The 20,374-nt window shown below is 32.3% G+C and carries 28 protein-coding genes; 4 read left to right on the top strand and 24 right to left on the bottom strand.

Going from position 1 to position 20,374, the window contains the following annotated elements:
- Positions 1 to 27: 27 nt before the first annotated feature.
- Positions 28 to 669: a hypothetical protein gene (locus A6V39_RS01095; protein WP_187149831.1), complete on the bottom strand. Its 642-nt coding sequence runs from the start codon at positions 667 to 669 to the stop codon at positions 28 to 30.
- Between the two features lie 165 nt (positions 670 to 834).
- On the opposite strand from A6V39_RS01095, the gene A6V39_RS01090 reads away from it, so the two are divergent.
- The gene (locus tag A6V39_RS01090) at positions 835 to 1,446 is read left to right on the top strand and encodes a hypothetical protein (protein WP_187149830.1); all 612 of its coding nucleotides are present in this window, start codon (positions 835 to 837) and stop codon (positions 1,444 to 1,446) included.
- 621 nt (positions 1,447 to 2,067) lie between these two features.
- Here the strand turns inward: A6V39_RS01090 and A6V39_RS01085 are convergent.
- Positions 2,068 to 2,751: a hypothetical protein gene (locus A6V39_RS01085; RefSeq protein WP_187149829.1), complete on the bottom strand. Its 684-nt coding sequence runs from the start codon at positions 2,749 to 2,751 to the stop codon at positions 2,068 to 2,070.
- A 43-nt stretch (positions 2,752 to 2,794) separates the two neighbouring features.
- On the opposite strand from A6V39_RS01085, the gene A6V39_RS01080 reads away from it, so the two are divergent.
- A complete protein-coding gene (locus A6V39_RS01080; RefSeq protein WP_187149828.1) occupies positions 2,795 to 4,039 on the top strand; it encodes a hypothetical protein in 1,245 nt (414 codons plus the stop codon).
- Here the strand turns inward: A6V39_RS01080 and A6V39_RS01075 are convergent, their stop codons facing one another.
- The 14 genes from A6V39_RS01075 to A6V39_RS01010 form a co-directional block, all read right to left on the bottom strand.
- On the bottom strand, positions 4,040 to 4,651 hold the full coding sequence (locus A6V39_RS01075; RefSeq protein WP_187149827.1) for a hypothetical protein: 612 nt from the start codon (positions 4,649 to 4,651) through the stop codon (positions 4,040 to 4,042). It lies immediately after the preceding gene.
- Complete coding sequence (locus tag A6V39_RS01070) at positions 4,641 to 5,033, bottom strand: hypothetical protein (protein WP_187149826.1); 393 nt, start codon at positions 5,031 to 5,033, stop codon at positions 4,641 to 4,643. Before A6V39_RS01070 ends, A6V39_RS01075 begins: the two co-directional genes overlap by 11 nt.
- Before the next feature lies 1 nt (position 5,034).
- Positions 5,035 to 5,637 carry a hypothetical protein gene (locus tag A6V39_RS01065; protein ID WP_187149825.1) on the bottom strand — a complete coding sequence of 201 codons (603 nt, stop codon included), beginning with the start codon at positions 5,635 to 5,637 and terminating at the stop codon, positions 5,035 to 5,037.
- 5 nt (positions 5,638 to 5,642) lie between these two features.
- On the bottom strand, positions 5,643 to 6,266 hold the full coding sequence (locus tag A6V39_RS01060) for a hypothetical protein (RefSeq protein ID WP_187149824.1): 624 nt from the start codon (positions 6,264 to 6,266) through the stop codon (positions 5,643 to 5,645).
- Positions 6,267 to 6,299: 33 nt separating this feature from the next.
- A complete protein-coding gene (locus A6V39_RS01055; RefSeq protein ID WP_187149823.1) occupies positions 6,300 to 6,911 on the bottom strand; it encodes a hypothetical protein in 612 nt (203 codons plus the stop codon).
- 2 nt (positions 6,912 to 6,913) lie between these two features.
- Positions 6,914 to 7,558, bottom strand: a complete 645-nt coding sequence (locus A6V39_RS01050; protein ID WP_187149822.1) for a hypothetical protein — start codon at positions 7,556 to 7,558, stop codon at positions 6,914 to 6,916.
- A gap of 3 nt (positions 7,559 to 7,561) precedes the next feature.
- Positions 7,562 to 8,161: a hypothetical protein gene (locus A6V39_RS01045; RefSeq protein ID WP_187149821.1), complete on the bottom strand. Its 600-nt coding sequence runs from the start codon at positions 8,159 to 8,161 to the stop codon at positions 7,562 to 7,564.
- On the bottom strand, positions 8,161 to 8,757 hold the full coding sequence (locus A6V39_RS01040) for a hypothetical protein (RefSeq protein WP_187149820.1): 597 nt from the start codon (positions 8,755 to 8,757) through the stop codon (positions 8,161 to 8,163). Before A6V39_RS01040 ends, A6V39_RS01045 begins: the two co-directional genes overlap by 1 nt.
- 1 nt (position 8,758) lies before the next feature.
- Positions 8,759 to 9,382 (bottom strand): hypothetical protein, encoded by a 624-nt coding sequence (locus A6V39_RS01035; protein WP_187149819.1) that lies wholly within the window; start codon positions 9,380 to 9,382, stop codon positions 8,759 to 8,761.
- Positions 9,383 to 9,967 (bottom strand): hypothetical protein, encoded by a 585-nt coding sequence (locus A6V39_RS01030; RefSeq protein WP_187149818.1) that lies wholly within the window; start codon positions 9,965 to 9,967, stop codon positions 9,383 to 9,385.
- Positions 9,968 to 10,037: 70 nt separating this feature from the next.
- Entirely contained in the window at positions 10,038 to 10,541 is a 504-nt protein-coding gene (locus A6V39_RS01025; protein ID WP_187149817.1) for a hypothetical protein, read from the bottom strand.
- 191 nt (positions 10,542 to 10,732) lie between these two features.
- On the bottom strand, positions 10,733 to 11,107 hold the full coding sequence (locus tag A6V39_RS01020) for a hypothetical protein (RefSeq protein ID WP_187149816.1): 375 nt from the start codon (positions 11,105 to 11,107) through the stop codon (positions 10,733 to 10,735).
- Between the two features lie 279 nt (positions 11,108 to 11,386).
- Complete coding sequence (locus A6V39_RS01015; protein WP_187149815.1) at positions 11,387 to 11,719, bottom strand: hypothetical protein; 333 nt, start codon at positions 11,717 to 11,719, stop codon at positions 11,387 to 11,389.
- A 1-nt stretch (position 11,720) separates the two neighbouring features.
- Positions 11,721 to 12,365 (bottom strand): hypothetical protein, encoded by a 645-nt coding sequence (locus tag A6V39_RS01010; RefSeq protein ID WP_187149814.1) that lies wholly within the window; start codon positions 12,363 to 12,365, stop codon positions 11,721 to 11,723.
- A 54-nt stretch (positions 12,366 to 12,419) separates the two neighbouring features.
- Between A6V39_RS01010 and A6V39_RS01005 the strand changes: the two genes are divergently transcribed.
- A complete protein-coding gene (locus A6V39_RS01005; protein ID WP_187149813.1) occupies positions 12,420 to 13,625 on the top strand; it encodes a hypothetical protein in 1,206 nt (401 codons plus the stop codon).
- Between the two features lies 1 nt (position 13,626).
- Here A6V39_RS01005 and A6V39_RS01000 read toward each other — a convergent pair whose 3' ends face one another.
- Genes A6V39_RS01000 through A6V39_RS00990 form a run of 3 tightly spaced genes read right to left on the bottom strand, consistent with a single transcriptional unit; the run spans position 13,627 to position 15,566 of the window.
- Positions 13,627 to 14,280, bottom strand: a complete 654-nt coding sequence (locus A6V39_RS01000; RefSeq protein ID WP_187149812.1) for a hypothetical protein — start codon at positions 14,278 to 14,280, stop codon at positions 13,627 to 13,629.
- A 3-nt stretch (positions 14,281 to 14,283) separates the two neighbouring features.
- Complete coding sequence (locus A6V39_RS00995) at positions 14,284 to 14,889, bottom strand: hypothetical protein (protein ID WP_187149811.1); 606 nt, start codon at positions 14,887 to 14,889, stop codon at positions 14,284 to 14,286.
- 2 nt (positions 14,890 to 14,891) lie between these two features.
- On the bottom strand, positions 14,892 to 15,566 hold the full coding sequence (locus A6V39_RS00990; protein ID WP_187149810.1) for a hypothetical protein: 675 nt from the start codon (positions 15,564 to 15,566) through the stop codon (positions 14,892 to 14,894).
- 113 nt (positions 15,567 to 15,679) lie between these two features.
- Here A6V39_RS00990 and A6V39_RS00985 point away from each other — a divergent pair, with 113 nt between their 5' ends.
- The gene (locus A6V39_RS00985) at positions 15,680 to 16,927 is read left to right on the top strand and encodes a hypothetical protein (RefSeq protein ID WP_187149809.1); all 1,248 of its coding nucleotides are present in this window, start codon (positions 15,680 to 15,682) and stop codon (positions 16,925 to 16,927) included.
- A 276-nt stretch (positions 16,928 to 17,203) separates the two neighbouring features.
- On the opposite strand, the gene A6V39_RS00980 is transcribed toward A6V39_RS00985, so the two are convergent.
- The 5 genes from A6V39_RS00980 to A6V39_RS00960 form a co-directional block, all read right to left on the bottom strand.
- On the bottom strand, positions 17,204 to 17,800 hold the full coding sequence (locus tag A6V39_RS00980; RefSeq protein ID WP_187149808.1) for a hypothetical protein: 597 nt from the start codon (positions 17,798 to 17,800) through the stop codon (positions 17,204 to 17,206).
- A 3-nt stretch (positions 17,801 to 17,803) separates the two neighbouring features.
- On the bottom strand, positions 17,804 to 18,385 hold the full coding sequence (locus A6V39_RS00975; RefSeq protein WP_187149807.1) for a hypothetical protein: 582 nt from the start codon (positions 18,383 to 18,385) through the stop codon (positions 17,804 to 17,806).
- A 2-nt stretch (positions 18,386 to 18,387) separates the two neighbouring features.
- Entirely contained in the window at positions 18,388 to 18,999 is a 612-nt protein-coding gene (locus A6V39_RS00970; protein ID WP_187149806.1) for a hypothetical protein, read from the bottom strand.
- Between the two features lie 61 nt (positions 19,000 to 19,060).
- A complete protein-coding gene (locus tag A6V39_RS00965) occupies positions 19,061 to 19,699 on the bottom strand; it encodes a hypothetical protein (protein WP_187149805.1) in 639 nt (212 codons plus the stop codon).
- Positions 19,699 to 20,310: a hypothetical protein gene (locus A6V39_RS00960; protein WP_187149804.1), complete on the bottom strand. Its 612-nt coding sequence runs from the start codon at positions 20,308 to 20,310 to the stop codon at positions 19,699 to 19,701. Before A6V39_RS00960 ends, A6V39_RS00965 begins: the two co-directional genes overlap by 1 nt.
- Positions 20,311 to 20,374 lie beyond the last annotated feature (64 nt).

The following is a 20,374-nucleotide window of genomic DNA, read 5'->3' as shown; positions in this document are numbered from 1 at the left end:
TTTTAGAAATTAAATGGACTAATTCTTTTAGTTTGCTAGACATCATGCTTTGAATGGTTCATAAGATTTTTGATAATTATTATCAGTAGTTTTGAGTGCAATTGCATTTTTGCAACCATCTCTTAATTTTGTGTAATCACTACCAGTTCCTTCTACGCCATTAGGTAGTTTATTGCTTGATGTTGAGTAAGTAGCATATTTTGTTCTTCATGCTTCGTCTTCTCCAGTAGTATTTAATAAGTTCTTAATTCCTTCTTTTGCTAATACTTCTTGAAGTGTTTTTGGTCTAGAACAGTAATCAATAACATTTTGATATTTTGGATCCTTTTTGTCCTTTATTTTTTCTTGAGATTTTTGACTACAAATACTTTTGAAGTTGGCAGGCATTTGTTCTAAACCTCCTACTTTTCATCCTTCAAGTTTTCATTTATCTTTTCCTAGTGCCTTATCGGTATTGGCAGTTTTGTAATTATTTCAAGCTGTTTCTCATTCGCTAGCATTATCAGTTCCACTAGTTAGTAGTAAAGTGTATTTGTTTTCTTGCTCTAATAATTTAGATATTTGAATATTTGAGTCAAATAAGCCTGTGGAATAGCCTACTAGGCCAGTTAAACCAGCGGCTCCAGTAGCTATTCCGACTCCTATACCTAAACTTTTTGTTGTAATCATGCTTTGTTTGGATAAAGTTTTTATACCTATATTGTTTCTTACTATATAGTAAAGTTTGGGGCTATCATAATTTCGTAAGTATTGTCAACACTTGTATATTTATTAACTTTATTTAAATAAAGGAACAAATATTTAGGCACAAAATTTAGGGATTTCATAGGTTATTTGGAGATTAAGAAGTATCTATTATTTTCTGGTGGAGCAGTAGTGTTTTCGTCTGCTGTTGCTTATCGTGTTTGAAATTTAACTAAACCTTCGGTAGCTACTTCTTTAGCAGCAGAAGGACGTAGAACTATTTTTGATTCTGCAAAGCCTAAATTTGAAAAATGAATAAAGCTCTATTTAACTTTCAAAGAAGAGTTAATTAGTAAGAATATAGTTTCTGCCGATCATATTAATGATAAGGAAGGTGCTTTTGTATTTAAGAATTGATGTGCTAATTCTTTAAAGTCCAATTCTGGTTATTTATTAGATTTAGCTAGGAATTATTGTACTATGACTTTGGGAGTATATGCTTTGGAACAAGAAGGGGTGGAATTAATTGAAGATGTTAAGGTTAATAGGAATCAAAAAGAAGTATGATTCTCTGCTTTCACAAATCATAAGGATGAAATAATAAAGTCAGGTTTATTTGGAGATTTAATAGGTGATGATCAAGATAAGAGTGGTGAAAGAGTTAGAGGTTGATGTAGGAGAAAAGCTAAAGAACCATATATTCCTAAGAATTACAAAATAGCTGGGTATCTTTCTTCTTGGTGTGTAGTTAAGAAGAGATAAGAATATTGTTTTTTACAAAATGACTTTATTTTGCCTAATTTGTCATCTCTTTTAAGACTACGTTTTTCTCTATTTCAATCAATTTGTCTACAATAATCCATTGTTGTTCTCTTAGATTATTGTCACTAATCCCAATAGTTTTTGGGGTTTGAGTTTTTTGCAACCTTATCGCAAGGTAGTGGATTTCCATTAACAGAAACGATTTTTTGAATTAATTTTGATCTTGATAAATACCACTAATTTACAAAGTATCATCTATTGTTGTTACTAAAAAATACATTATCAAGTTTAAGTTCTTTACATATTTTCTTTAGTTCTTTTGAGGATTTTGGTCCTGCTACGTTAAGATTATTATCTATGCCTGAGGAACCATTTTTTGTTCAATGCCTTTCAAATTCTTCCTTCCAAATAAAATCGTCATAATCGGTTATTTCATAACCCTTATCTAATATGCTTCTTCCCTTTTTAAGATACTTTTTTAAGTCTTTGTTTTTTTAAAAGATCTATATTTTTACCGGAGTTCGCTGTAAGTAATTACTGGTAAAAATACCAACAAGGAGACCGATTAATTTAACTGTAAAGGAGTCCATAGGAAATTGAACTTTAATATATCAAATTAAATTAACTATCTTCTAAAGAACACCAATTTTTCGCTTGTGTGTAGTGTTTTTCAAATTCTTTATCATCGTGAGTTTTGGTACTATCAATCTTTAACTTTTCACATGTAGCTTCAAGAAGTGCTACATTATTATCATCGTTATCTTGAAAAACTAAACCCATACTTTGCATCTCTTCTGCTTTATCTTTGATTAAGGAAATTTTCTCTTTTCATTTTTTCTTATTTATGCCTGCATTGTTGTTATCTAATTTTGTATGCCTATTTCTTTTCAACATTTCATTTATTGATTCTGGTTTAACACATCATCTTTTGGCTAAAGAGTAATTAGTGTTTTCTGAGGAATCTGAATCAATAGCTTTCTTACATTCAGACTTTAAGTTATCTCTTGTTTCAATTTTGCCAACTGTACTAATACTAAATATTTCCCCTTTTTGTTGTATCTTGTTGTAAGCTATTAATATTGCATCTCATTGAGCATCATCGTCAGCCCCCTCTGTTTTCAATACTTGATAACCAATTTTGCCTAGTTTTTGACTTATATTTTCAGCAGTTACTGGTTCAATAGTGCTTGTTCCTGTTACTTCTTTTGAATTATTTAAATGAAGATAAGTGCCTATTCCTGCACAGCCAGTAATACCAGCACATGTTGCACCAGCCATTATTTTTCCTGTTCCACTTAATGCCATATATTCTTACTTTTAGGTATTTAAGCTAAGTAAAAATAAAGATATGCAGTTAAGATTCACCCCCCCCCTAGTAACCACAGTAGCTACTTCTGGATTTAGACAAGGAATATCATCAATATTATCTGGTCTTACTGTAGCAGGAGCTTTTTCAACAGTAATATTTAGTTCAAATTTAGCATCTGAAAAAGTTAGTGAGTCTTTAGATAAATTTATACAGGGCCTTAAAGCCAGCCTCTTATATGATGGAATAGCACAAGTAGCAACAACACTAAAAGATTGAGGATCTGCAGTTGTTGGTGCTAAAGATGATTTAAAGAGTTGAGTAGAGCGTTATTTAGGTGCAGATGGTCTTAAGTCTGGAGTAGCAACTCTTTATGAGAAGCTTCATGTTTGAGCAAATATAGTTTACGATTGATTTGCTAATAAATTTCTTAAATTCATTTCCAATATTTCGGAAATGGTTAAGAATTGAAAACAATTAAGATTATCTCTATTTAAGTGAGGAACATTCTTAGGTGGAGGAGGGGGTTCTGCTTTATGAGTTATGTTTGGTAGCGGTGAGAATTGAGATAAGTTAGGAGAATTACTAGGCAATCCAGAGTTTGCAGATATTGCTGAGAAATTTTCAAAATTAGTTGAAGATAATGGAGAGGCTTTTGCCTCTATGGATAAGGAAGAAGCACAAGAGATATTAGAGCAATTTTTAGAGAATCCTGAAGTAGCTAAAGAAATAACTGAAGAATTACTTGAAGATCAAAAAGAAAAAAATAAAGAGAAAAAAGAAGATGAGAAGAAGGATGAATTAAGTAAAGATGAAATTAAAGAAGCATTTTCAAAAGGTGGATCCCCTAAAGACCCACAGGGAGTATTTCAAAACATGTTAGGTGGAGGAATACAATCTTTAGTTGATTTGTCAAATTCTTTTTTTGGAGGTAGTCTTGAAAATACTGCGAAAAAAGCAATGCAAGATTATGTGGACCATCTTAAGAAAGAAGTATCTAAAGGAGAAGTAAAAAGTAAAGCTGATAAAGCAAAGCAAGAATTCTTAAAGGCCTTAGAGGAAGATAAAGAAGGACAATTAATTAAAGCCTTGACCGATTCAACAGTTAAAGCTTACAAAAGAGTAGAGTTAAGAGGAAAAGTTACTTTTGAAGAATTATCTAAAGAATTAGGGTCTATTTTAGAGAGTGACTATACTGAAGAATGCAGGGATAATTGCGAGGGAGAAGGTGTATCTTTAAAAGATAAAGTACCTAATTTTGCTCCAAAAATGAAGAAAAGAAAATAATTAACGTACCGAGCACCAATATTTAGCTTGCTTTAATTTTTCAATAAATCCTTCATCTATAGTTTTTGTATTGTTTAGTTCTTTACAAGCTTTCTTTATTGCGACTATATTTGTATCTTCATTACTATTTGAAACATCTGTGGTTAGTTTTGTAACAGGAGGATTTTCTTCTCTAAGTAATTCTATCTTTCTTATTCAATTTTCTCTGTCTATTCTACTGTCTTCAGTATTTAGTGGTTCGTATCCTGCTCTTTTTAAAATACTTTCAATGTTTTCATTCTTAACACATCATCTTTGAGCTAATTGATAATTGGTATTATCTGATTTATGTTTGCTTAAAGTATCTTTGCATTTTTGTTTAAGTCAGGTTGCATCCTTATTAGTTACTTCTTTGTTTTCAAAAATATTAGGGGATTTAGCTTGATTATGAGCCTTTACTATTTCATCTCATCCATCACCTACATCTAGACTAAAGCCTTCGGAAGTTAATCTATAACTTATTGTGATTTTTGATGTATGTAAATAACTACCTAACGTTGCACCCCCAGAAATAACTCCAAATGTAGTTCCTCCAATTAATATTTTTGAGGTTGCAGATAGATTACTTAACACATCACTTTAAGAAGTTTGTGTATTTTGCATCTTCTTTACCAATTACTTTTGCTTTCTTTTGTTCTTGACACTCCTTTGCAAAGGTTTCCGGAACATTTTCTTGATTATGTTGTTCTGCTCAATTTTCTAAATTTCAAAAATCTTTACCTTTTGTAGTACCTCTAGATGTATTGTCTGTTTTGTATTGAGTTCATCCAGCATGTACTTTTCCGTGATCGCTTGCCCCTATAAACTGTTTATCCTTTGCATCTGTCTTTATTAATTCTTCAATTGTTACTTCTGTTGAACGAGTTAAATAACAATAACTTCCCACTCCTGCACTCCCAACTACTCCAGCACATATTGTGTAAGTAGCTATCTTTCCGGCGCTTAACAAGGCCATCTTATGCAGAACACCATTCTTTAGCTAGTTTAAATTTTTCATCGAATTCTGCAGAGGTAGTCTTAAATTTAATTATTTTTGCACATTCTTGCTTGATTTTGGTGATATTTGTGTTTTCATCTGCAGTCTTTAAAACTCCTAATTTAGATGCGACATCCAAAATGTCTTTAACTCTTTCTACCTTGCTACTTCAATGTGTTTCATTATCTTCATCTGTTTCTGTTTTCAAAACATTTAGTTGTAATTTTCCTAAAATAACACCTACCGCTTCTTCTTTAACACATCAACGTTTTGCTAATTTGTAAGTTGTATCCTTAGCATCCCTTTCAGATAGTGCTGCTTGGCATTTTCTTTCAAGTGTTTCTTTGCTCTTTTGCTCTCCATTATTTAAGCTAAATAAATGAGTATTTTGATTATTGTTGTAAGCATTAAATATTGTTTGTCAATCAGTTACATTTACATCAAACCCTTCAGAAGTTAATCTTTCGCTAGTAGTTTTGCCTAATGGTTTAGTGGGGGTAATTAAGTGGTTTGTTAAAGCAACTCCACCACCTATTGTTCCTAATGTTGTGGCTACTGCAACAACTTTACCTCCTAGTGTCATTAACTTTATTTATTAGAGCCCTCTTGCTTTACAGCGCACCAACTTTTAGCTTGAATGTATTTCTTTTCAAATTCATCTTGATTATGGGTTTTGATACTATCTTCCATTAATGCATCACAGGCTTTTTCAAGTGCCGTAATTCAACTATTAGTATCTCCCGTGTTGAAATCAATATCAATTTTGATGGTTTCTGTGGGGGCATCTTTCATTGCATTTATTTTTTCTTCTCATTTTGATCTTTCCGTAGATTTAGATGAGGTTTTTTCCAATTTAGTGTATTTGTTTCTCTCTAGTATTGATTTAATGGAATCCTCTTTAACACACCATCTTCTTGCTAAGTTGTAAATGTCATCATTTGGGCCTCTTGTCAGAATAATTTTGCATTGTTCTTTAAGGTCTGTTACTGTTCCACTAAATTTTTTGCTTGAAGTGCTTTCTGCTTTGTAGGCTAAATCTAATTTAGATCATTCATCTGCATCTCCATCAAACTTTAAAACTTGATAACCAAAACCAGCAAGTCTTTCACGGATGTCTCTAAAGCCTTTGTAAAGATGATTAGTAAGAGCTACTGCTCCTCCAACAATACCTACAGCACTCCCAACACTAGCTACCTTAGTAATTAAATTCATATTAATTTAAGTAATTTTTGAAAAGGTATTTCATTATCCATCACTACTTACACAATATTCTTTAGTATCTAAATAGTCTTGGTCTTGCTCACCTTTAAAAGGTTTTTCATAAGAGGATTTACATCACTCTTTAAGAGCATTTTCATCTCTACCAATAGCTCCATCAGCTAATTTCGCTTTAATTTTTTTCATTTCGTCAGATAATCCCTCGTTGTTTTGAAGACCCTTTAATTTTTTGTTATGTTTTGATGCCTCTCAAGAACTTGTGTCAATAGTTTTTTCTATTTTGTCTTTAAGGTTATAGGTACAGTATTTTTGTACCTCTAAGAATATAGGGTCTTTGTCAGAAGTAAATTTATTATTAATATTTGTTTGACATCATCCTTTGATCCTTGAATCATCCGTATCTGTTCCATCTTTAACTTTCTTTAGTTCTTTAGATAAATTACCATTGTCTTTAGATAAAGTAACTGATCTTGTTTTTCATTTATCTGCATCTTTGGATTCATAACTTAGTAATGTTTCTCCTAATTTATCTTTAATTGTTGGTCTTGTTAATTCATAGTATGTATATGCTCCAGTTCCACTCACACCACCAGTAGTTAATGCACCAACAACTATTTTGTTAGCTTTTGATAATGCCATTGTTATTTAGTACATCATTTCAAGTACTTTAAGAATCTTGGATCTTCTTCGTGTTTGAAATGCTTTTCTTTTGAATGTTTACATCAAGCTCTTAATTTACTTGCTTGATCTAAATTAGTTGCTGCAATATCTTCTCCAGTTTCAGCACTACTAGAAATAGCTTTAATTAATAAATCATTAGTCTTTAATTTACTGTATTCATCTTTTTTGGCCTCTCAATCTGTTTTGTTTGGATGATCACCTGCATTTACCTCTTCATCATTCAAAACAGTTTTGCTATTATCTATATAGTCTTTAATTGATTTTGGTTCTGTACATCAAGCCGATACTCTTTGATAGTTTTTGTCTTTAGTATTAGTAAAGGTATTATTTGAGTTAGCTAGACATCAAGTCTCTAGTTGTTCTTTTGTTAGTTCGTTTTTTGGTATTTCTTTTTCGTTAATAGTAATTAATAAACCATCACCTTCTGAAGCATATTTATTCTTCAAATCTTCAAATTTGCTTGATCCTTTTGTAAGTAGTATTCTGCCTTTACTACTTAAGTAATGACTATATTTGTTAGGTAGAAAAGCATAAACAGTTCCGGCTGTTACAGAACCTATACCAAGAGCACCAATAACCAACTTAGGTGCAAGTGATTTCAACATAAATTAGGCAGTTTTGCAGTATTCTTTAACTTCATTTAAAGTTGCATCATTATCTCCTGTTCAAGTCTTTTTGTAGTTATCTGTACATCATTTATGCATGGCTTTTTTGTCTTTATTATCTGTACTTTCAGCTTCGTAAACTTTCTTTAACTCCGGAGAAAGGTTGTTTTTGTCTTTTCCTTTTAGTGCTGCATGTGCAGTTCCTCAATCTTGATGTGTTTCAACAACAGTAGATGCAATCTTATTGCTTCAAGGCTTATCACCTACTTTTCAAGTACAAAATTCTTCAAAGTTTTGATAAAGAGTATCTGTCTCTTTATTAAATTTATTGCTTTGATTGCTATTGCATCAACTTTGTAGTTCTTGTCAAGTCTTATTCTTTAACTTCTCTAATGACTTATCTAGTCCAGAAGTTTTTGCATTTAACTCATTTAATCTTGTAGTTCATTCTGTTGAATTATCAGTTCCAGTTAAGTTAAGTACAGAAACGCCAAGCTTTTTGGCAAAACTATCACCAGAAAAATAAACATAACCACTATAACTTGCTCCACCTATAGCTCCTGCACTTAATACAGCCATTCCTGCTTTAGTTAAATAACTCATTATTGGATGGCTTGGCAATATGCCTGAGCGTCTAAATAGTCTTGATCTTTACCTCCTTTGAATTGTTTGTCATAAGCTGATTTACACCAATTCTTAAGTGCATCTGTTTCTGGATTGGGCTTTGCCTCTAATTTAGCTTTAATACTTTGCATAGTGTTTGATAATTTAGTCTCAGCAGTTATTTTTTTGAGTTTGTCATTATTCTTTCCGCTATTTCATCCTTCATCATTAGCTACTATAGTTATTTTGTCTTTAATGTCGTAAGTACAGAATTTTTGTACTTCTAGGAATAATGGATCCTTCTCTCCTTTAAATTTACTATCTATATTTTTGTAACATCAGCCTTCTATTTTTTCACGACTATTATTCTTCTTTATTTCTTTAAGTGATTCAGATATATCTTCATCATTGGTGCTTCCTAATTTAACAACTCTAGCACCTCACTTTGTTGTTTCACCTCTACTAACTAAAGCGCCCTTTAAACGTTCTTTAATAGTTATACTGGTAAGTTCAATGCAACCATATGTGATACCGCCACATGCTCCGCCAGTTGATATTAACCCAATTGCTATTTTTCCAGCTTTAGGCAAAGGCATATTAAGAGGCGGTATTTGAAATAAAGCATCATTTTTTGGCTAATTCAAACTTATCATTAAAGTCGCCAGCAGTTGTTTTGGTTGTAAGTATTGATGTACACTTGCCTTTAAGATCGTCAAAAGAAATGTTCTTAGTTCCTGTTTTTTGAAGACCTAGTGCACTGATAGCTGTAGTATCTTGATTTAAATTTTGAACTTTCTCAGATCAGCTATTTGAATCTGCTGATGTCGTATTTGAACTTAATATCTTAAATTTTCCTTTTGTTTTTCCTAAAATAGCGTTTACGTCTGTTTCTTTAACACATCATTGTCTTGCTAACTTGTAATTAGTTTGATCATTTTCTTCGCTACTTAAAGCTTTTTCGCATTTACTTTTCAACCATTTTCAATCTTTATTAGCAGTACCTTCTTCTTTAAAGACTTTATCTGTAGGAGCAACAAGTTTATTATGTGCTTCTGATAATTTTGTTCAGTCTTGTTCAGTGGAAGCTAATTCAAAACCTTCTGATGTTAGCTTAGTACTTATTGTTGGATATTTATTTAGTAAATGAATACTTAAACCTACTCCACCACCAACTGTACTAACTCCTGCAACTGTAGCAATTATTTTGGTAGCGCTAGGCATTTATTTTTCTGAGCATCATTTACTTGCTTTGATGTATTTTTCTTCAAAATCATCACTCGCATGAGTTTTTGATTGGGTAATTTGTAATGCTTGACAAGCTTTTTCTAAAACATCTACATCATTAGTAGTGCCTAATGTTAGTTTCATTTCATTGTTTTTGTCCTTTTTCAAAAGTGTTACTTTTGCTTGTCATTTTGCATTATTTCCATCTTGACCACTTGCACCAATAGGTGTATAACTATTTCTCTTTAACATAGCATCCATAGTTTCTTCTTTAACACATCATCTACGTGCTAAGGGATAATTCTTTTTGTCGTTTTGTTTAAGTATTTCTTGGCATTTAGATAGTAGACCATTTTCATTTGCAATCTCTCCAAATACTGTTTCTTTATTGGGTATTTCTTTGTAAGCGGTTAACACTTTGGTTAATTCGCTTGTTGTATTGTCTAAAATTTGATATCCTACTTTCTTTAATGTGTCCTCTATGGTCGTATTATCTCTATTTAAGTAGCTAACAGTAGCTACTCCACCACCCAAGGCACCTAAAACTCCAACAACACTTCCAATCTTTCCTACAAGACCCATTATTATGCTTTTCTAGGATTATGTCTTCTTTTAGAGATAAGAGCTATTTAATTCTCTTATTACAAAAAAGTTAAGGACTATTTGTGCAAAATAGTTCTATTTCATTTAATAATCCTTTATTTTCATCAGTATATGGTTTTTGACTATTGTCTCTGCAACGTCTTATGAAATCATCCGGTGCATTTTCAGACTTTAATAAATTTGATGAGAAACTTCAATAAGCGTAATTAGCAGTTTCTCTTCTTGCTTTAAATTTTTCTCAGTTTTTCTTTCAGCTTGTTTTTTCTTGTTCCAAAAGTATTCTTTTTCCTTGTCCTTTAAGTTGTGAAGCCATTGTTTCAAAACATAATGCTTCAACCTTTTTTGTTAGTTCAGGATTATTGCCAGTTTGGTTTTCATTTTCTTTGCACCATTGAGAAATATTGTACTCTCTACCTCAGTTGGTAGTTTTGTAAATTCCATATTTTTTGGGAAGGTCAGTGTCAAGGCTGTCTTCTTTATTATTTCAATTAGTGACTGGCTTAAAACCTTTCTTTACTAATCGTTCTTTAATAGGAATCGTCCAATCGTCCAATCGTCCAAAGTTGGTAGATTAGCAAATAATATTCCACCTAATGAAGCAACAAAAGTACCGCTCGTAATAAACATCTTTCTTTTCAATGCCATGATTGCTTGTCGAAAAGGTCCTTTTATTATATTATTTAAGAGAATTACTCGGGGATATGGCTTCGAGTGTTAACAAAGTAAGTTAATCTTTCTTAAACTTTAGTTAGGTCTAGGTATTCAAGTTGTCGAACAATACTCTCTTACTTCGTCAAAAAGTTTTTTATTTTCATCAGTGAATGGTTTTTTGCTGTTTTCTATACATTGTTTTTTAAATTCTTCTGTAGCAGTATCTGATTCTAGACTCAAATTTCAATAGGCACTATTTGTGGTTACTTTGTTTACTTTAAATGCTTTCCACCCTTTATTTCATTCTGAGGATTCTGATTTTTCTAGTATTATTCTTCTGTTTATTCCTTTCAATTTAGAATCTAATGTTTCAAAGCATATTTCTGCAACTTGCTTCATTAACTTTTCGTTGTCTTCTATTTTTTCTTCATGTTCTTGGCATCACTTTACTACATTGAATTCTTGCATGCCGTTTTTGTTAGTTTTGTAAACACCATAACTATCTAAGATTGTAGAATCAACGCTACTTATTTTGTGTGATTAATTAGTGACTGGCTTGAATCCTTTTCTTATTAGTTGTTCTCTAAAAGAAGTTGCCAAGAAACGGTATAGCTAATGTACCGCCAAGCAAAGTAGCTGAAGAACCACTAGCAATAATTATTTTCTTTCGCAATAGCATTGTTTACTATTGAACAGAAAGTATTTTATTGTTAATAATTGGTATTTAAACTTAAAGAAAAATTAGTACTACACACCTAAACTAGAAGAAGGTCCCCCTCCTGCAGCATCTGCGGGTTGTGAAGGCGGTTGAACAACAGGATCAGGCGCACTACTAGAACTACCTGGTTCTGGCCTAGAAGAGTCTGTATCTCTTGATGGGGTACCGGAATCTCCCTTGGTTTGATCCTCACTATCTGGTTTTGCGGGAAGAACTGTATCTTGTTGCTTACCATCAGTTGTTTGTGTTGAGTCTTCAGAAGATTTAGGTTTAAGTAAATAATAGCTTCCTGCAACTCCTCCACTTACACCACCAGTAGCCAACAATCCAACAATTAATTTAGTAGCTTTTGTTATTGCCATATTAAGCTGAACATCAATTCTTTGCTAATTCAAGTTTTTCATTAAATTCTTTCACTGTTGTTTTTGTGGCTACTATAGTTGCACATACTTTTTTTATTTCAACGATATTTTCTGCATCTCCTTTGTCTAATTTAACTTTTAATTTTTGTTTTTCTGAATCATTAGTTTTTAAGCTATTAATTTTTTGAGTTCATTCGCTTTGGTTTGTTTCAGTATTTCGTTCGTCTGTACTTAATAATTTATGTTTGCTACCCTCTTTACCAAAAAGAGTGCTTATTGAAGTTTCTTTAACGCACCATTGTCTTGCTAATAAGTAATTAGCACTATCTTCCTCTCCTTTACCTAAAGCACCTCTACACTTTTTAGTTAGTCATGCCTTATCCTTTTGTTCACTACTTGTCGCCTCAAAGATATTGCCATCTTGAACTGCATTATGAGCATTTAGTAGCGCTTCTCACTCTGTGTCAGTTACATTAGTATCGAATCCTTCACTTGCTAACTTGCTACTAATAGTAATTACATCTTCTGTTTTTTGCTGAGGTTGTTGTTTTTCTGATTGATTAAACGCTCCACTAGCCACTGCAACTCCTCCACCAACAGCGCCTAGTGCTGAAACTAAAGCAACTGCTTTACCTGCTTGTGTCATTACTCTATTAATAGACTCTTACAAGATTTATTGCTTAATTTGTAAAAATAATATATGCAATTAAGGATCACCCCCCCCCTAGCTGTCAAGGCAGCTGGTTCAAGTTTTAAGCCTAGTATATCAGCAGTATTATCAGGCCTTACTACAGCAGGCACTTGTACTGCTGTAGTTCTTAATTCTTCTGGAGCTAAAGAAACTATTACTAGTTCTTTAGGAATATTTAGAGAAGCATTTACTAATAGTTATCTATATGATGGAATAAAGAAGACTACAGAAACTTTTGGCGATTGATTTGCAGTAATAATTAATTCAAAAGATGATTTTCGAGATTGAGTAAAGAGTTATTTAGGGCCAGACGGTCTTAAGTCTGGAACAGTTGAATTCTACAATAAGCTTCATAGTTGGGTAGATATAGTCTACAACTGGTTTGCTACTAAGTTTATTGAGTTCATAGGGAATATTCCAGAGATGGTTAAGAATTGAGATAAGTTAAGACTATCTCTATTTAAATGAGGTACATTTCTTGGAGGTGGTGGAGGCTCTGCCTTATGAGCTATGTTTGGTACGGGAGCTAATTGAAGTAAGTTAGGAGATTTAATGGGTCATCCTCACTTTGAAGATATGATGAATGATCTTAATCAATTAGTTCAAGATAATGAAGAAGCCTTTAAAGAGATGGGCTCAGAAGGAATTGAGGATATTCTTCAGAAGTATTTAGATAATCCAGAAGAAGCAAGAGAAGCAGCCAAAGAATTACTTAAAGAGCAAAAGGAGATGAATGAAAAGGATCAAGAGGAAAAGAAGGAGAAGCAAGAATTAAGTTCTGAAGAAATAAAGGAGAAATTTAATCCTTCACAAGCAGGTCAACCACCAACAGTGCCTGCTGTGTTTAGTGGTATGGTTACACAGGGCTTAAAAAAATTATTATCAAATAGTTATTCTTTTGCGCCTCCTGAAGATATGGCAAGAAAAGCAATGAATGAATATCTTTCAAAAATTGAAGCAGATGTTGAAAAAGAGAAGGAAAAATCAAACAGAAAACCATCTGTTAAAGCAAAATTTTGAGATATCATAAAGGATAAAAAAGAAGAGTTTGTTAATACTCTTGCTATCGCTGCAAAAAAAGCTTACGATAATGCAACTGATTTGAAATTAAAGACTTTAACTGATAAGTTTGTGGAAGCATTAACAGCTCCTTGTGAAAATGAAGAACAATGCGATGCAGGTGGTTTGGTTGAGGCTTTGGAGGTTAAAGATTAAGTTAATTAACGCATCATTTTTTATAGGTTAAATACCTCTGATCCTCTTCATGCTTAAAGTGTTTAGCTTTAGAATATTTACATCAAGCTCTTAATTTTTTGGTTTCAATTGCAGTTGTTGAATTTGCTACAATAACTTCTCCCTCTTCACCTCTATCATTTATTATTTTTATTAAGTAAGATTCTGTAGTTGTTTTGTAATCTTTTGCCTTTATTTTTCATGTCGTTTCATCTATATTTTCAGTAGTAGTTGACTCTGCAGTTGGTGATTCTTCATCGTTTAGCATCCCTTTCTCAACTTGTTCTGAAATAGTTTTTGGTTTAGTACATCAAGCAGATATTCTTTGATAAATTGAATCTTTAGTATTGGAAAATGATTTTTTAGAATTTTGAGAACATCAAGTCTTTAACTGATCAATTTGTAATTCTGTTTTTTTGATTTCTTTACCATCAATTTTTATTAATAAATCATCTCCTTCTTGACTATATTTTGTCTTTACTTTTTCTCATTCTCCAGAATCGCCGGTAAGCAAAGGTCTTCCTTGTTTATTTAAATAGCTTTCATAACTTTCCGGCAAAGCGGCAAATACCACTCCTGTAGCAACAGTTCCGGCACCAAGAACACCAATTAATGCTTTAGTAGCAATTGATTTCATAGATTAAGCCTGACAATAAGTTTGAACTTCTTTAAATTCTTTATCATCATTGCCTATTCAAGTCTTTTTGTAGTTATCTGTACATCATTTATGCATTGCTTTTCTATCTGCTTGTCTATCACTGGTGACAACTGTATTTTTGACTGTTCTTAAGCTTTCTGATAAATCGCTATCTGCTTTTGCTTTTAAGTTAGTATGCGCAGTGCCCCATTTATCTTCTGTTTCTCTGACAGTAGAATCAATCTTTTTATTTCAATCTTTATCTCCCATTTTTCAAGTACAAAATTTTTCAAAGTTTTGGTAGTCAGAATTAGTTGTTCTTTCAAAGCTCTTGCTACTATTTGTTGCACATCATTTTTGTAAGTCTTTTCAAGTTTTCCCACTTGCCTTAAGGGCTTCAAGATCTGTAGGTAAACCAGTTGCCAACTTCAATTCTTCCAATCTTTTTCCTCAAATAGTTTCATCATCTTTACCTGTTAATTTAAGTATGGAAATTCCTAATTTACTTGCAAAGCTATCTTTAGAAAAATAAACATACCCTCCATAACTAGCACCACCAATAGCCCCAGCACTTAGTGTAGCCATACCTAACTTAGCTCCTATACTCATTGTTAGCCTTTATTTGTCTTTATGGAGCATCAATCCCTTGCTAAATCTAAATTCTTGTCAAATGTATCACTAGTAGTTTCTGTTTGGTTTATTTGTAAGTCTGTACAACCTTTCTTAAGGGCTTTGATATTTTCTTCTGTTGCAGTTTCTTCGTCCTTTATTGTTGACTTAATTGCTTCAAATTTCTCTTTATTTTGCTTTAAATCTTTAACTTTTGCTGTTCAATGTGGTTTTTCTTCTGTATTTTCATCATCTGTTAATTTCAGTAATGTGTACCCCTGTTTTTCAAGTATTTTGCTTATTGGTTCTTTCTTAACACATCACTTCTTAGCTAATTGATAATTATCTCCAGTTAAATCTTCTTTATCTAATATATCCTTGCAATTTTTTCTAAGCTGTTCCTGTGTCTTATTTGCTTCTTTAGTCTTAGTAAATGATTTGTCTGTAGCGTTTTTGTAGTCCTCTAATACTTTTCTTCATTCTTCACTATTCTTATCTGTACTTAATACTTCAAATCCTTCACTTGCTAACTTGCTACTAATAGTAATTACATCTTTTGTTATTTGTTGAGGTTGTTGTTTTTCTGATTGATTAAACGCTCCACTAGCCACTGCAACTCCTCCACTAACAGCTCCTAGTGCTGAAACTAAAGCAACTGCTTTACCTACTTGTGTCATTATTTGTGGGTGTTATTTTTAAATATGTAATTAATACTTAAGGTTAATAGTTGTTTATTCTTTTATCGAATAACTCTAAAAATTAAATCTATATCCCTTTATTTCTTAATAAAGTGCAATTAAGGTTCACCCCCCCCCTAGTAACCACAGTAGCTACTTCTGGATTTAGACAAGGAATATCATCAATATTATCTGGTCTTACTGTAGCAGGAGCTTTTTCAACAGTAATATTTAGTTCAAATTTAGCATCTGAAAAAGTTAGTGAGCCTCTAGATAAGTTTGTAAAGGTTCTTAAAGCAAGCCCTCTATATGATGGAATAGCACAAGTAGCAACAACACTAAAAGATTGAGGATCTGCAGTTGTTGGTGCTAAAGATGATTTAAAGAGTTGAATAGAGCGTTATTTAGGTGCAGATGGTCTTAAATCTGGAGTAGCACAATTAGCTGAGAAGTTACAAGCTTGAGGATTAATAGTCTACAACTGGTTTGCTACTAAGTTCATTGAGTTTGTAAAGAATATTCCAAAGATGGTTCAAGAGTGAGACAAATTAAGACTTTCATTATTTAAATGAGGTACATTCTTAGGAGGTGGGGGTAGTTCTGCTTTATGGGCTGTATTTAGTAGTGGTGAAAACTTTGATAAGTTTTCTAAATTAATGGAAAGAGATGACTTTGGAGAAATTATGTCTTCACTTACTAAGTTAGTAGAGGAGAATAATGAAGCATTTAATAATATGGAGTCTGAAGAACTTCAAGAAATAATTGAAAAATTTCTAGATGAACCAGACGAAGCTAAAAAAACTACTGAAGAGTTACTAAAGAAACAAGAAGAAAAGAAAGAGGAGGCTAAGAAGGATCCAACTCAGGAAGACAAAGAACCACAATTAGAGGAGCAAGAAATTAAAGATGCTTTTTCTCCTAGGAAAGGAGGAAATCCACAAACTACTGCAGAGGTATTAGGAAGTATGGCTGAAAGGGGGTTAGGTAGTTTATTAGATTTACCTTATTCTTCTTTTGGTGGATTTAGTTTAGATCTAGCAAGAAATAAAGCGAAAGCAGCAATGAATCAATACATTCAAGATATTAGGAGTGATGTTGAAAAAGAGACAAAAAGAAAAAATGCAAAACCTTCTGCCAAAAAACAATTCTTAGATATTATTCAAGCATCAGAAACTCAATTTGTTGATGCATTAGCAAAAAATGCAATGATTGCAGCTTCAAATATTACCAAGAAACCAAAATTAGAAGACTTAGCAAAAGAGTTTGCGAAAGCTTTGGAAGGTGCGTTTACAACTGTATGTCAAGACAATGAAGACTGTGCCGAAGTAGATATTGCAGGTTTACTAAATAAGAAAGGCTAGTTTGCACATCACATTAAGAATTTTTGATATCTTGAATCTTCTTCGTATTTGGAATGTTTATCTTTAGAGGATTTACATTAAGTTCTTAGAACTTTGACATTAATGGTATTTTTCTTTTGTCTTATTAGATATGTATCTGCCTTTTGTTTCTTGTAATTTTCAACTTTTTTGTTAATATTGCTTAATCTCTGTTGGCGATTGTTGTAGCACCTTTGATGATAGTTGGCTCTTAAGAATTTAGAATGATTTTCTTTACTTTATCCTGTTTTTCAAAAACTAAGACTTGCAATATTCACTTGCTTCTTTAAAGGTTTCATCATTATTTCCTCTTCAAGTATTTTTGTAAGCGTCAGTACATCATTTGTGCATAGCTTTTTGATCAGCTTTATCTGTTCCAGCTTCTGTTGTTAATACAGTTTGTAATTTTTCAGATAATGTTTTACCTTGACTTCTTGTTTTCAATTGGGTGTGTGCAGTTTTTCATACGTCTACTTCTGGTCCAGCATCCTTAGGTATATTACTTGTTATTTTGTCACCTATTTTTCAAGTACAAAAAGATTCAAAATTTTGAAATTTTTGGTCTCCTTTATTGAAGGAATTATTTTTGTTATCGTTACATCACTTTTGTAAGTCTTTTCATTTTTTGATGGATGTCTTATTTAAGCTTGGATCTAAACCTGTAGTTGTACTATTGAATTCTTTAAACCTTTCTCCTCAAGTAGCTTCATTACTATCTCCAGTTAAGTTAAGTAAAGAAATTCCTAATTTACTTGCAAAGCTATCTTTAGAAAAATAAACATATCCTCCATAACCAGCACTGCCAATAGCTCCAGCACTTAAAGTAGCTATTCCTGCCTTTGCTAAATGATTCATTAATTAAGCAACACAATAAGCTTTTGTATCTAAATAGTCTTGATCTTTTTCTCCTTTAAAGGGTTTTTCATAGACCTCTTTACATCATTCTTTAAGAGCATCTTGTTTACTTGTTAATTCACTCTTCACCTTTGACATTGATGGCGATAATTGAATATTATTAGTTTGATCTTTAAGTTTTGCATTATTTCTTGTATTGTCTCAAGAATTTATTTCAATAACAGTTCCAGCTTTTTCTTTGATATTGTAAGCACAATATTTCTGTATTTCTTTAAAGCCTTTATTTTCTTCAGAAATAAATGTATTTCTTAAGTTAATTTCACATCAATTTTGGATTTTGGTTGCTTTGTTATCGCCTCCACTATTAATAGCTTTGAGTGTTTCAGATATTATTGCATTATCTGATGTTAATTTAGTAACTCTTGCTTGTCATATGCTTGTCTCATCTTTTCCTATTAAAGTGCCCTCTAATTTATCTTTAATTGTTGGTTTTGTTAATATATGGTGTAAATAAGCGCCAGCACCACTTACACCACCAGTAGCTAATGCACCAATAACTATTTTTCCAGCTTTTGAAATAGGCATAATTACAAGCTATTTTTTGTCGCACATCACTCTTTTGCTTGAATGAATTTCTTTTCAAAGTCGTCTGTGTTATGAGTTTTGATTGTTTCTGCCGTTATTTTGTCGCATTCTCCTTGAAGTTCAGCTATTTGCTCATCAACTGTTTTTGTAAAGTCAATATTAATTTTTTCCTCTCCTGAGTATTTCTTTAAACTTTCTATTTTTTCTTGCCATTTTTCTTTATTTGTCGTATCTGCAGGCACTTTTGTTAATTTAGTGTATTCATTTCTGGTTAACATTTGTTCCATTGTTTCAACCTTTACACATCATTTACTTGCTAATGGGTAGGCACTTGCATCACTAGGATTATTTTGTAAAGCAATTTTGCAATTTTCTTTAGCAGTAGTTAATGTTTCTTTAAATTTCTTATCTGCCCTTGATTCTTGTGTGTATGCTGTTTCAACAGTTTGTCATTCAGAAGCATCTCCATTAATATCTAGAACTTTAAAACCCGCACCCGTTAGTCTTTCGCTCACATTTCTGAAACCTTTGTAGAAGTGATTAACAGCGGCCACTCCCCCACCTACAATACCAATAGCACCCATAACACTACCTACCTTCCCTATTAAATGCATACTGATGTCTTTTTAGAATCCAAATTTATTTCTTTAGTTAAGTAAAAAATATTGTAGTTAATTAAACACACCATTTTAGGTATCTTAAATATCTGTTATCCTTTTCATGCTTAAAGTGTTTTGATTTAGAAAATTCACACCACTTTCTTAGTTGTGTGGTTGTTATGGAAGTCCCTGCGGCAATTTCAGATCCTTCTGAATTGTTGCTTTCAATAGACTTTATTAATTCTTTACTATTTGCTGTTTTGTAAGTCGCTTTCTTTTTTTCTCACTCTGTCTCATCAATATTTTTTTGACTATTGGCTGGTTCGGTATCATTCAATGGACGTTTGCCCTTTAATGATTGCGCAATTGTTTTTGGCTCTGTACATCAAGACGATACCCTTTGATAAATTTCATCATCAATGTTACTAAATGATTTTTTTGAATTTGTTTCACATCATTTCTTTAATTGTTTGTTACTTAATTGATCTTTTGCAATCTTTTGATTATTAATAGTTATTAATAAGTCATCACCTTCGGAGGCATACTTACTCTTTGCTCCTTCCCATTTATCTTCAGTACCTGTAAGTAAGGTTCTGCCTTGTTTATTTAAGTAACTTTCAATGCTACTAGGCAAGTTGGCATATACTGCACCAGTTGTAATGGCTCCTACTCCTAAAACACCAATTACCCCTTTAATGGCAGTAGATTTAAGCATTATTTTGCAGTTGACTTACAAAATTCTTGTACATCTGCATAATCTCTACTACTTTCACCTCTTCAAATCTTCTTATAGGTACCAGTACATCAATCATGCATAGCTTTATTGTCAGGTTTCTTCTTAATATCTACTACTTGTATTTTTTGTAATTCTGGAGAAAGTCTTCTCCTATCTCTTCTATTTAATTCTCTATGTGCATTACTTCACTTATCATCTGCTACTTGGGTATCTGATGAGATTTTTCCTACTCATTCTTTATCTCCTATTTTTCAAGTACAAAACTCTTCAAAACCTACGTAGTTAACATCTTTTTTAAGATTTTTGTTGCTATTTTGTCTGCATCAGGTCTGTAAATCATCTCAATTTTGATCAGCTATTGAAATTAAAGTTCCGCTAAGTTCGCTTTTTTTGGCTTGTAGTTCTTTTAACCTTGCTTCTCATTCTGTTTTATTTGTACTACCTGTTAATGTAAGAACTGATTCGCCTAATAAACTAGCAAAGCTTTCATCATCTTTGGGACCAAATAAATACGAATAACCAAAATAACTACCTCCTGCAATTAAGCCTATACCGAATGTCGCCAATAAGGCCTTATCATCAGCATTCATATGAAACCCCTTCCTAACTTACTCTAGACAGAGCACCAAAATCTAATTGAAACTATTGAATAAT

It is taken from the genome of Candidatus Mycoplasma haematobovis (assembly GCF_001645765.1).
Taxonomy (GTDB): Bacteria; Bacillota_I; Bacilli_A; order Mycoplasmatales; family Mycoplasmoidaceae; genus Eperythrozoon_B; species Eperythrozoon_B haematobovis.
The sequence above is the reverse complement of the archived record's forward strand: the minus strand, read 5'-3'. Positions and strand labels throughout refer to the sequence as shown.